Origin of the sequence: Microcoleus sp. AR_TQ3_B6, assembly GCF_036702785.1 — a bacterium.
GTDB lineage: Bacteria > Cyanobacteriota > Cyanobacteriia > Cyanobacteriales > Microcoleaceae > Microcoleus.
On the sequence record NZ_JAUBVJ010000036.1, the window covers coordinates 1 to 11,036 of the forward strand.

Annotated in this window: 12 protein-coding genes and 1 tRNA gene; 4 read left to right on the top strand and 9 right to left on the bottom strand. The window is 46.7% G+C overall.

Annotated features, from left to right (window positions below):
- Positions 1-403: 403 nt before the first annotated feature.
- From QUB56_RS17900 to zds, 5 genes are all read right to left on the bottom strand, one after another.
- Positions 404-598: a hypothetical protein gene (locus QUB56_RS17900; RefSeq protein WP_332956946.1), complete on the bottom strand. Its 195-nt coding sequence runs from the start codon at positions 596-598 to the stop codon at positions 404-406.
- 217 nt (positions 599-815) lie between these two features.
- Positions 816-889, bottom strand: a tRNA-Val gene (locus QUB56_RS17905).
- Between the two features lie 176 nt (positions 890-1,065).
- Complete coding sequence (locus QUB56_RS17910; RefSeq protein ID WP_332956947.1) at positions 1,066-3,096, bottom strand: serine/threonine-protein kinase; 2,031 nt, start codon at positions 3,094-3,096, stop codon at positions 1,066-1,068.
- Positions 3,097-3,355: 259 nt separating this feature from the next.
- Positions 3,356-3,802, bottom strand: a complete 447-nt coding sequence (locus QUB56_RS17915; RefSeq protein ID WP_332956948.1) for an SRPBCC family protein — start codon at positions 3,800-3,802, stop codon at positions 3,356-3,358.
- A gap of 175 nt (positions 3,803-3,977) precedes the next feature.
- A complete protein-coding gene (gene zds, locus QUB56_RS17920) occupies positions 3,978-5,414 on the bottom strand; it encodes a 9,9'-di-cis-zeta-carotene desaturase (protein WP_332956950.1) in 1,437 nt (478 codons plus the stop codon).
- A 196-nt stretch (positions 5,415-5,610) separates the two neighbouring features.
- Here zds and QUB56_RS17925 point away from each other — a divergent pair, with 196 nt between their 5' ends.
- Positions 5,611-6,816 carry a transposase gene (locus tag QUB56_RS17925; RefSeq protein ID WP_332956952.1) on the top strand — a complete coding sequence of 402 codons (1,206 nt, stop codon included), beginning with the start codon at positions 5,611-5,613 and terminating at the stop codon, positions 6,814-6,816.
- A 172-nt stretch (positions 6,817-6,988) separates the two neighbouring features.
- Here the strand turns inward: QUB56_RS17925 and QUB56_RS17930 are convergent, their stop codons facing one another.
- The 3 genes from QUB56_RS17930 to QUB56_RS17940 all read right to left on the bottom strand — a co-directional run bounded on the left by QUB56_RS17930 (position 6,989) and on the right by QUB56_RS17940 (position 9,230).
- Positions 6,989-7,174 carry a type II toxin-antitoxin system PemK/MazF family toxin gene (locus tag QUB56_RS17930; protein ID WP_332956953.1) on the bottom strand — a complete coding sequence of 62 codons (186 nt, stop codon included), beginning with the start codon at positions 7,172-7,174 and terminating at the stop codon, positions 6,989-6,991.
- A 4-nt stretch (positions 7,175-7,178) separates the two neighbouring features.
- Positions 7,179-7,433 (bottom strand): hypothetical protein, encoded by a 255-nt coding sequence (locus QUB56_RS17935; RefSeq protein WP_332956955.1) that lies wholly within the window; start codon positions 7,431-7,433, stop codon positions 7,179-7,181.
- Between the two features lie 150 nt (positions 7,434-7,583).
- Entirely contained in the window at positions 7,584-9,230 is a 1,647-nt protein-coding gene (locus QUB56_RS17940; protein WP_332956956.1) for a DUF6930 domain-containing protein, read from the bottom strand.
- Positions 9,231-9,475: 245 nt separating this feature from the next.
- On the opposite strand from QUB56_RS17940, the gene QUB56_RS17945 reads away from it, so the two are divergent.
- The 3 genes from QUB56_RS17945 (at position 9,476) to QUB56_RS17955 (ending at position 10,767) form a co-directional block, all read left to right on the top strand.
- Positions 9,476-9,829, top strand: coding sequence for an iron-sulfur cluster assembly accessory protein (locus QUB56_RS17945; RefSeq protein ID WP_332956958.1), 354 nt, complete (start codon positions 9,476-9,478; stop codon positions 9,827-9,829).
- A 125-nt stretch (positions 9,830-9,954) separates the two neighbouring features.
- On the top strand, positions 9,955-10,371 hold the full coding sequence (locus tag QUB56_RS17950) for a tetratricopeptide repeat protein (RefSeq protein WP_332956959.1): 417 nt from the start codon (positions 9,955-9,957) through the stop codon (positions 10,369-10,371).
- A 198-nt stretch (positions 10,372-10,569) separates the two neighbouring features.
- A complete protein-coding gene (locus QUB56_RS17955; protein WP_006632682.1) occupies positions 10,570-10,767 on the top strand; it encodes a hypothetical protein in 198 nt (65 codons plus the stop codon).
- A gap of 75 nt (positions 10,768-10,842) precedes the next feature.
- Here the strand turns inward: QUB56_RS17955 and QUB56_RS17960 are convergent.
- The coding region (locus QUB56_RS17960) for a hypothetical protein (protein WP_332956965.1) at positions 10,843-11,036 on the bottom strand (194 nt) is incomplete at its 5' end.

The window sequence follows — 11,036 nt, forward strand, 5'->3', positions numbered from 1 at the left end:
CGCCCGTCCTTTTTGGACGGGCGGGACGCCCATCCCACTTTCAAGAGTGGAAGTTATTTAATTCTCATTCCTTATTAATTTTTGTGACTGAGCATCACCTAGTTGTCCATTCTTAAAAATTGACGTTCGGACATGAGTTATAGAAATTTCCTAAAGTAATGCTACAGTTAGTAGGTGTCTGTGTTGTAAGTTAGTACCCCAATATAAGAAATAAAAATGTCAGTCCTGTGTCAAGATTGAAATTCGGGAAACAGCACCAGAACTGAAAACTCTTCTGCGTCAAGAGAAAGATGCTCAACGCTAGGAAAAACTGCAAGTTTTAGCTTCTTCCGTACTGAGGATGCTAAATTTCTAGGAAAATGCCAAAAAAGTAAAGCTCGCGTTTCAAAATTGTTAAAATTCCTCAAACCAAATCCGCTACGTTTTTATGACGCTTATACTCAACAAAGCGATCGAACAACTCAGAAACAGAGATTGATTCTTGTTTCTGTGGCTGGTACTTTACCAGGGAGGGGTCAAAGTTGCCACTAGCCATGTCGAGTTCAATTTGGCGCGCTTTGATGGAGGCGACTTTACGATTGACGATCGTATCCGGCAAGCCGATGTATAATCAACACCGTTTTTCTTCCCATGACCATGCCAACCGTAGCCATTCCTTAAAGTTTTCTACATTTACAGAGCCTTTGGGCCTATCGCAGATTTATCGCATTGAATGTCTGCGATTGTCAGTTCTTGTCACCCCCTTTTATTAAAAACTATAATCACAGTTTTCTTGCACATACAACAAAACCCGTTGTGTCAACGGGTTTTTATTATGGACACAACTGGACTCGAACCAGTGACCCCTACGATGTCAACGTAGTGCTCTAACCAACTGAGCTATGCGTCCTCACGGATTCCTAATGTAGCAGAACATTCGATCGAATGTCAAGCATAAATATTCCAGGACTTATCGACTCAGCGTCAAGAAACCGGGTTTTTCACCGGGTCAAGGGCTACAAGCAAGTATTTCCGTCAAAAAACCCGGTTTCTGCGTCCGTGTCAAGCCTCAATATTCGATCGCCCCTAATGCCCAATCCCCCGCCAAATCTTCACAGTTCGATCGCCCGCACCGCTAGCCAAACTCCCCCCATCAGCACTAAACGCCACCGACAAAACCTCCCCCCCGTGTCCGGTCAGAATTTCCAGCAAACCCCCCGTACCCGCATCCCACAAATAAATCGTGCCATCCCGACTCCCCGTCGCCAAAACCCGACCATCAGGACTGAACGCCACACACAAAACATCCCCAGAATTGTCCCTCATACTCCGCAACAGCGTCCCTCGCCCCTGTGCATCCACCCCCCACAGCTTCGCCGTACCGTCCCGACTGCCACTAGCCAAAATCAATCCTTCTCCTACTCCCCCCCTTACCATGGGGGGGCTGGGGGGAGTCGGGCCCGCAAGCGAGTTGGGGGAGTTCGCAGCAAAAACGATCGCCCGCACCCAATCCCCGTGCTCGGCCAGAGTACAAATCGATCGACCTTTTTCCCAATCCCACAACTGCACAGTCTTGTCCCGACTGCCACTGGCCAAAAACTCCCCGCCAGCACTAAAAGCCACCGCCTCCACCCCGCCAGCGTGACCGGTCAAAGCCGACATCCGCCTTCCCTTATTTAAATTCCACAACTGCACAGTTTTGTCCCGACTGCCACTAGCCAAAACCTGACCATCCCGACTGAAGGCCACAGCAGCAACCCTGTCAGAATGACCAGCCAAAGCGTACCACCACTTACCCTTATTCAAATCCCAAATATGAATCATTTTGTCCCGGCCGCCACTAGCCAAAGTCGCGCCATCAGGACTAAACGCCACACAAGTCACCCAGTCAGAATGACCCGTAAGAGTGTACCACCGCTTACCCGCATCCAACTTCCACATCTCAATCGTCTTGTCCTCACTGCCGCTAGCTAAAGTCGCGCCATCAGGACTGAAAGCTACCGAGGTGACAGCATTAGAATGCCCTACCAGAGTATGAACACACCTCCAAGTAGGCGCGCGTGCGGGTACAACCCGCTGCATCGGCGGCACAGGTATAATTGTGCCTGCAACCGTTGGCGGCACTGCATTCTGCACCACAGGCGTCCTCTGCGGCACGGGAATTGTAGGCGCTGGTAGGGGCGGTGCCCCCGTGCCCGCCCCCGCCGACTGCTGTGGCTGCAAATCTTTCAATACCTCAGCTACAGATTTGTAGCGGCGACTGAGACTTGGTTCGATCATTTTGTCGAGGATGCGACTTAATTTCGGATCGATGGGAACTTTCAAAAAGTCTCGCCAAACCCAAGCATCTTGATTGAAATCGAACAAATCAAAAGGAGATATTTGAGTCAGCAAATAAATGCAAGTTACTCCCAAACTATACAAATCGCTGGCATAAACCGCTTGACCTCTAATTTGTTCCGGCGACACGAATTCGGGAGAACCGATGACTGTACCAGTTTCTCTCAAACCCTCCACAAGTTTGGCAGCGCCAAAATCAACTAAAACTAATTCCCCGGTTAATGTTGGGTAAGTATAAATGATGGGAGTTTGAGAAATGCGACGGCGGATAATATTGGGCGGTTTAATATCTCGGTGAATTACACTGCGATCGTGCACGAACTGCAATACTGGCAATAAATCCTTCAGCAGACTGAGAATCTGACTTTCGCTGAAAGGCCCAGTCCGCGCCAACTCTTCCTGTAAATTCTGACCTTCTATAAATTCCTGTACCAAATACTGATAGCGTTCCTGCTGAAAGTGCGCCAGCAGTTCGGGAATTTGCGGGTGTTTCCCCAACTCGTCCAGCCGCACCGCTTCTCGGTTGAATAATTCTGCTGCTTTTTCGCTGCTGCTGGTACCTTGGGATAGGGGGAAAAACTGTTTAATTGCACAGCGCGGTTTTGAGGGTTTGTCTTGGTCTACTGCTAAAAAAGTGCGGCCGAAACCGCCGCGCCCGAGGGGTTTGATGGCGCGGTAGCGCTCTCTGAGCAACAGTTTGGAGCCGCAATTCAGGCAGAATTGGGTACTATCGGCATTTTGCGGGTTTTGACAGGCGGGGTTTAGACAGTAACTCATAACTGAAGCGAGAAGGAATCAGCACCATATGTCTATGATACTGACGCAAAAGGGCGATCGACTCTCGCGTTACAATTATAATCCTGGACGCACGGGCGGCCAGAAACCGGGTTTTTAACCAAAATATATGCTTCAAACTTTCAATCTCGGTTCAAAAACCCAGTTTCTTTGTTCGGGTGCATAAGTCCTAAATTAGAAATTAAAGAACTGAAGTCCTTACTACAAAATGGTTAGTAGTTATGACTTTAATCCTCATAATTTAAGAAGTCGCTTTCACTTTCAGAGCATACTCTTTAAACCTTTCCAAGTCAGCCATAAGAGTCGATTCAACTACTCGCGCTAGAAATGAATTGTCCATTAATTTTGCCAGCCAGCCGGGAACTCCATAAGCTACCGTCATTTTGACAATGCTGCTGCTTTTGCGATCGTAAAATCTGATCGCACCCCGATTTGGCAAACCGTCTACCGATTCCCACTGAATTATCTGATTGGGCACGACTTTGAGAATCCGAGAAAGCCAGCTAAATTCTAACCCGCCAGTGGCGAGTTTCCAGCGCGACAATTCCGGGTTGTCTTCGAGAATCCGAACTGATTCGATCCACTTCATCCAGCGCGGCATTTGCTCTAAGTCTGACCAGAGTTGCCACGCTAATTCGATGGGAATTGCTACTTCTACTTGGACGCTGTGTTCTAACCAATCAGTCATGCGATTTTAGATTTTAGATTTTAGATTTTAGATTTCTGGTTCCCAGGCTCTGCCTGGTAACGCATTTCTAGAGGCTCTGCCTCGCGTTTTCTGTCTAAATACTGGAGGCGCAGCCTCCTGATAGGCATTCCCAGGCTATGCCTGGGAACGAGAGAAAACGAGAGAGGACTAAGGACTAATGACTGTAAGCTTCGAGAATTGCCTTAGCCGCTTGATGGCCTGAAAGTGTCGCTCCTTCCATACTATCAATGTAGTCTTGCTGAGTATAACTTCCTGCTAGAAAGAAATTGGCGATCGGAGTTTTTTGAGCAGGGCGGAAAACATCCATTCCTGGTGCTTCGCGATACAAAGATTGAGCCAGCTTAACTACACTGTACCAAGTCATGTTTAATTCTCGCGCTGACGGGAATAAATCCTGAACTTGCTTAAGTACGTGTTGGGCGATCGCCTCATTGCTTTGTTTAATAAACGGATCTCCCGGTGTCAGCACCAACTGCAGCAGCGAGCCTTGTCCTTCTTTATAATAATCCTTGGGACTTGCCAGCGCTAGGTCTGCAAAACAGGAAAAGTCTGCATCTGCTGAATACAGTAAATTATCGATTCCTACAGCGTGGCTCAACTGTTTGCGCTTGGCTTCGTCTTCCAGTTCCGTTACCCAACCGTCGAACCGCAATTGTACTGTAGCAACTGGCACCGCATCTAACTTATAAATGTTGTCAAATTCCGACCATTTGCGCCAAGCTGGGGGCAATATTTTCTGAATTCCTGGCACGTCGCAGGCGAAAACGTAAGCGTCTGCGGTAATCTTTTCTTCTGTTTCGCCGTTAGCTACTACCAAGCCTGTCACGCGGGTTTCTTCGCCTTCTTCAAACTGAATTTCTCTGACTCGGCGCCGCGTGTAAATTTTTGCTCCTTTCTTTTCCAAATATTCCACAATTGGTTTGTGCAAATATTCGTTGGGAGAACCAGCTAGCATCCGCATGACAGAGGCTTCTGTTTTTGATGCAAAGAATTGAAATATTGTCAACATACACCGGGCAGAAATATTTTCAGTATCGATAAAACCCAGTGCGTAGGCGATCGGATTCCACATTCTTTTGAGCGAGTTTTGGTTGCCACCTTGACGGCGGAACCAGTCAGCAAAGCTAACTTTATCCAAATCGCGGATAGTTTTCATGGCCCCATCAAAGTCTATCAAACCTCGGACGATGGGGCTAGTTCCCAGGGCGATCGAATTTTGAATTTTGTCTTGTACCGATAGCTGGGATGTAGTAAAAAATGCCTTCAATCCGTGAAACGGAGCACCGACGGGAAAGCGAAAATCCAAAGAACCAGTTTCGCCGCCTCGATTAATAAAAGTGTGGACGTGTTCTTTGAGGAGCAAATCGTCAAAAGCTCCCACTTTTTTCATCAGGGCAAATAAGTTATAATAGCAGCCGAAGAAGACGTGCAAACCCATTTCAACGTGATTGCCGTCGGGATCTACCCAACTGCCGACTTTGCCGCCGACAAAGGGGCGGGATTCAAAAATTTCTACTTCGTGGTCGGCATCCACTAAATCGACTGCTGTAGTCATTCCAGCCAGTCCCGCACCTGCGATCGCAACCCGCATTTTACCTATCCTTTACAGTATTTTTACAAATTGTAACAAAATTTAGAATTTCCGAAACATTCAACTAAAACAGCAGGAGTCCCGCAGTCTAACGGTACGACCTTGAGTGCCGGGAGGAATGCGCGTGAGGCTCAAGAGCTGAACAAATTATCTATAAACGCAGCAGAATTTCTTCAATACGTGATACAATATTGCCATGAAACAAGTCCTGACAGTATCTTGCAAGCTCCAAGTAACGCCTGAACAGTCCATCAAAATTGATGCAACCCTTCAGGCGTTCGCTAATGCTTGTGAATATGTGAATCAAACTGTGCCGCCAACTCTGACAAATGAATTGGCGATGCAATCCTTGGTATATCACAATGTCAGAGATATGTTTGGACTTTCGGCGCAGTTGGCAATCCATGCTATTAGACGGGTTTCTGGCAACAGAAAAACAGCTAAAAAAGATGGGAAGCCTGTCAACAAGTTTGCTCCTACTAGCGTTACCTACGATACCCGTATCTTTTCTTTTAGGGAAAAAGATTGGACAGTAAGTTTGACTACTACTGGTGGTAGGGAACGGTTTGTATTGGCTATCGGAAACTACCAACTTGGATTGCTGAAAGGTCAAAACCCCAAGACCGCTACTTTGTGTAAACGGAAAAATGGTAGTTACTATCTAAATATTCAGCTTGAATCTCAGCCTACCGAGCCGCCACCAAGCGATCGAGTTTTGGGTTGCGATTTGGGTAGGACTGATATTGCGGTCACTTCTGATGGAGATACATTTAGCGGTAAAGAAATTACCAAGGTTAGAAATCATTATGCCGAGTTGAGAGCAAATATCCAGCGAAAAGCCACGAAAGGCACACGGAGCACTCGGCGTAGATGTCGAGAATTGTTGAAACGGTTGTCGGGCAAGGAAAAGCGCTTTCAGACATTGGTAAATCACACTATTAGTCACCGCATCGTAACTAAGGCTCAAAACAAAAATCAAGTTATCGCTTTGGAAGATTTGACTGGAATTAGGGATCGCACAAATCAGCAGTCACGCTCGAAAAAAGAGCGGAGACTTAGTAATAGCTGGGCATTCTTTCAGTTGCGCCAATTCCTGATCTATAAAGCTATAAAGCATAGCGTAAAGATTTTGTTTGTTGAGCCTAGATACACTAGCCAAATGTGCCATAAGTGCAATCATATTCACCCTGTACAGGGTGAATCTTATAGAAACGGTAAAAAGTTTGCTTGTGGTCATTGTGGATGGAAAGGTGATGCAGATTTAAACGGCAGCAAGAACATTGCTGCTATTGGGGCTTTCGTAAATAAGCCCGAAGGTTCGAGATTGTTTTGCAATATGCAAGATCGTGTCAGGGCTATTGAAAGCCCACACTGTAACTGTATTCAGGTCAGTGCTGGGTAATTTACAGTTCATAAATGCCGATCGACACTTGTATCGCCCTCTGAATTCTTGCTAGGACATCGGCACTAAGTTGGCCGTAAGGGCATTGTTCCAGATAAGTCTTTTGGACAGTTATAATTTGCTCGCAGACAGCCAGCGAGTCAGATTCTCACCCTCCTTCACCAGCAGGAATTCAAACCCGAGTCGGAGTTTCGCCCCCTCTCAAATCGCTAGTAAAAGGGACAATCAGTACAGTACGGCTCAATTCATTCCGGCTATCTATGGAAACGACAGCAACAGGAAGCTTTTTGGTATCTCCGATCGTTCGCAAAGCTCTAACAAGATAAACTTCGCCTTGTCGCGGATAAGCTTCTGTCATTGTCTCACAGACCTTCCTCTATTAAAATTTCTTCCATTTGTTCCTGAGCCAAGGTTGCCCATTCTTCCTCAAACTCAATATCTTCTTGGCTGCGGTTTTGATAAAACTTCCGCAACTTATCTTCTATTTGCTTAGCGTACCAGAGACGGAGAGCTTGTTCGATCGCCTCCGTCCAATCATCAGTAAGCTGGTCTATTTTCTCCGCGAATTCAGCATCAAGGGCGACTAACACTTCTCGCTTTTGAGTAGAATTTGACATAATCATTTTCCTGAATAATTTAAAAACTACGGTGCGCCGCAGCGCACCTTACAAAATACGTTTACCTCTTCCTTCTCAAAACAGTCAACAGTCATTAGTCAACAGCCAACAGTCAACAGTCATCAGTCAACAGTCAACAGTCAACTAACTTTAAAACATTGGCATCAACTGAAGCGGCCCAATTCCCAACTCTTTAGCAGAGACCCAGCGCACCTCGAACAAAGCGACCATATCCTTAAACTGAGGCTGACCGCGAGAAGCACCCATCAAGCCTTTAGCAATTACCAAACCGCACCAACCGTTGGTAAATTTACAGCGACGCTCCCACTTTTGGCGAGCTTCCTGATGCACCGGATCGTTTTCATTAAACTCCCCAAATAAATACAGATCCCCATTTTTAGTTTGCAAAATACCCAAGTCATATTGCTCATCCTCAAAAGGATTTTCGCCCGGATTAAAACCAATTGCCTTCACCCCTCCAGCTTCTTTCAAATCCTGAATCATTGTTTTCGCCTTCGGATGAGAAGTTTGGATCATCACCACAGGCAAACCATCTCCGGCGGTATTAATATCAATTTCGGCACCTTGGTGAAACTGGACACTTGTACGCAGGAATTCTACGGTTTCCCAAGGTACGGCACCGAGACTCAAAAATGAATTTTGCGGCACCAAATCGTCCCGCAGCAGTGGCATTTCAAATTCATCATCATCATCATCATCATCATCGTCATCACCGAGCATCTGTAATAATTCCTCGGACACCTCGGGCATTGTCGAAACTTTAACGGATACCTGTTGAATTTCTCCGTCAGACTGCGGAACAGGGATGCGGTAGCGGCTGTTGAGATTGGGAAACGTCTCTGCTCCCAATTTCCGACGGCTGTTGCGGAAAAAGCGGTGAAATGCTTCGAGAGCCACTAACATCGTGAGGGCTTCTTCTTCGTAAAGAATCGATCGCAATCCTTCTAAAGGATGCAGGTTGCCGAAATTTGGTTCAATTTCCGATGGAGGTAAATCGGCTAAATCAATTTCTTCTTCATCGTCCTCATCAATATCAGTCGCACTTTCAAAGGTGAGAAACAAACAGTCTTGCCCTAAAAAAGCCTGTTCTAAATCTTCAAAAGATTCATCGTTGACGACTCGTTCTCGAAACCGCTTTAGGGATTCTAGAGAGCGGTACAGTAAAACTCCGTAATCCATTCTGCCTTGCCCCAATACGGACACGTAGAGGCTCGCGACATCCCACTGATTGATTTCAATAGATATAATTTGGTGTTCGCTCAAAGTCCGCCACGGAGCATCGTGCCAAATGTGAGCAGCTTTTTCGATTAAAACTTCAGCATACTGAGGGGGCAACTCAGGAGGTCGGTTGATTGCCACCTCTTCCATGCCGCGAAATATTTCGTCAATTAGGGGCAATTCCGGCACGTAGTCAATGGAAATGCCTAAATCTTGAAGTACGCCCCGCAGATAAAATTGAATTTCTCGGTTTTTGACTACTATTTTTTGCGGCCGAACTGCCGGAGCCGGACTTTGGGGATGTTCCATTGCCCGTAGCAGGGCGCGGACGATCGCCTCGGGGCCGGCATCTGGGCCTACCATGTCCATAGCCCTTACGACGCCTTCAGAGCCGTCCACCCAGAGAATGCACTCGCCACCTGCTTCTGGATCGTCGTCGTCCTCTAGCATCATGTGCGAGTCAGCATTAGATAAGGGTCGGCGGTCGCCCTCCCACACGCTGGGAATTTGAGGTAAGTTTTGTAGCCGACGAAGAGTAGAGCGATTCAGCGCTGCCATAGAGTAAGCCCGTTGGGTGAAGCATTGTTGCGGTGCCGGTAGCCGGTCAACCGCTGCTTCTCAATCATAAACCCTATAGGGGGAGAGGACATCCAGCTTGGGAACGCGGCACCACGGGAATTAAAAATTAGAAGGTAAAAATTCTGCCTTCAGCGTCTAACCTTATGCCTTCTGGCGAATGCCTGTACAATGGAGGGATAAGATTAAACTCTTAGCATTAGACAATCTCAGGAGTTCGGCAAATTATGACTCAAGCCACTTCACAAAAGCGGGGAATTCAAATGACGGACTCTGCTGTCCGTCAAGTTTTAGCTCTTCGAGAGAAACAAGGTAAAGACCTCTGCTTGCGGGTAGGGGTGCGCCAGGGCGGCTGCTCTGGTATGTCTTACGTGATGGATTTCGCCGATCCCAGCACTGTGAAATCCGACGATGAAGTGTTCGACTACGACGGTTTTCAGGTAGTTTGCGATCGCAAGAGCATTCTTTATCTCTACGGTTTGGTTCTCGACTTCAGCGATGCTATGATCGGGGGCGGCTTTAAGTTTACTAACCCCAACGCCTCTCAAACTTGCGGCTGTGGCAGTTCCTTTTCTACATAAATCGGAAAATAGGGCATTGGGGATTGGTAATTGCTAATTGCTGAGAATGCCTCGGACTGCCTTGCTGCGTCCGGCACCCAATGCTCTTTCCCATCTAAAATTTCAAATCCCAAATCTAAAATCGAATGACCCCTGAAGAATTGTTTAAAGACGGTTTCGATCGCTACCAAGCTGGCGAAGCCCCGGCTAATCTGATCCCCGTGTTTAAAGAAGTGTGCGAAAAAGCTCCCAAAAATGGCAATGCCTGGGCTAGCCTCGCGTGGCTCTACCTTTTAGAAAACAAACCCGCATCGGCTCAAAAGGCAGCAAAAACCGCCGTAAAATTGAACCCTCACGACCCCCAAGCTCGCATCAACCTAGCAGTAGCAATCCTCGAACTCAAAGAAAAAGGAGTGCGCCCCCACGTAGAAGTGGCTCAGCAACTGCTGATGGCTTCCGAAGAGTTGCTCGACGAAGTTAAAAAAAATTTTGAAGAAGGATTAAGCAGAAAACCGGACTGGAAGAGTCTCGCCCGGGTTAAACAGTGGCTTCTGGAGCCGTAACTGCGCAAACAATTCGACTGCGGGGCGGGGAGCGACGAAATTAGGTTTGCGGTTTATTACGACATCGTAATAAATCAATAAATAACTTTATGGAAAACTCAGGAAGTCAGTGCTAGTATTTGAAAACTTAGACGATTGACAAACCCGCTTAGCGGTTTTCAGATTTTACTACGATAACTATCTAGGAGTTGTAAAAACATGAGCACTGACAGCCACGTTAACATCAAACCAGCAACCCGCAACCACAAAGGTTTCTTTATTCAGCCAGCTTCTTATAAGTTGATGAGCATTGATAAATCCGGCTGGGCCTTGATTTGCATGGACAAAGCAGTTTGTCACTATGTAGATCCGGATGATTTGCAATTGCCAAATAAATCAGGAATGTCTGAAGGTTAATTCTGAAGTTTTGAGAGACTTTAAGATGCTTTATTTGAGTAGCTGCCCTCCATGGAGGGCAGCATCTTTTTTTGGTTAGTTGACAGTTGACTGTCCCTTGTAGGGTGCGTCGCTGCGAGATTTTCGAGTTGATCTGTAGATTTTTGATGGCTGCACCCTACGGTATCTAATGCTGTGGGTAACGGCTAAAATCAACCGGATTGGATGATTAATATCAATTCCGGTTGCACCGGAATTATTGTTGACTGTTGACTGTTGACTGTTGACTG

Bases quoted from the DNA above. Each gene is read 5' to 3' on its own strand.
- QUB56_RS17910 (WP_332956947.1), bottom strand. From the start codon at position 3,096: ATGAGTTACTGTCTAAACCCCGCCTGTCAAAACCCGCAAAATGCCGAT.
- QUB56_RS17915 (WP_332956948.1), bottom strand. From the start codon at position 3,802: ATGACTGATTGGTTAGAACACAGCGTCCAAGTAGAAGTAGCAATTCCC.
- zds (WP_332956950.1), bottom strand. From the start codon at position 5,414: ATGCGGGTTGCGATCGCAGGTGCGGGACTGGCTGGAATGACTACAGCA.
- QUB56_RS17925 (WP_332956952.1), top strand. From the start codon at position 5,611: ATGAAACAAGTCCTGACAGTATCTTGCAAGCTCCAAGTAACGCCTGAA.
- QUB56_RS17930 (WP_332956953.1), bottom strand. From the start codon at position 7,174: ATGACAGAAGCTTATCCGCGACAAGGCGAAGTTTATCTTGTTAGAGCT.
- QUB56_RS17935 (WP_332956955.1), bottom strand. From the start codon at position 7,433: ATGTCAAATTCTACTCAAAAGCGAGAAGTGTTAGTCGCCCTTGATGCT.
- QUB56_RS17940 (WP_332956956.1), bottom strand. From the start codon at position 9,230: ATGGCAGCGCTGAATCGCTCTACTCTTCGTCGGCTACAAAACTTACCT.
- QUB56_RS17945 (WP_332956958.1), top strand. From the start codon at position 9,476: ATGACTCAAGCCACTTCACAAAAGCGGGGAATTCAAATGACGGACTCT.
- QUB56_RS17950 (WP_332956959.1), top strand. From the start codon at position 9,955: ATGACCCCTGAAGAATTGTTTAAAGACGGTTTCGATCGCTACCAAGCT.
- QUB56_RS17955 (WP_006632682.1), top strand. From the start codon at position 10,570: ATGAGCACTGACAGCCACGTTAACATCAAACCAGCAACCCGCAACCAC.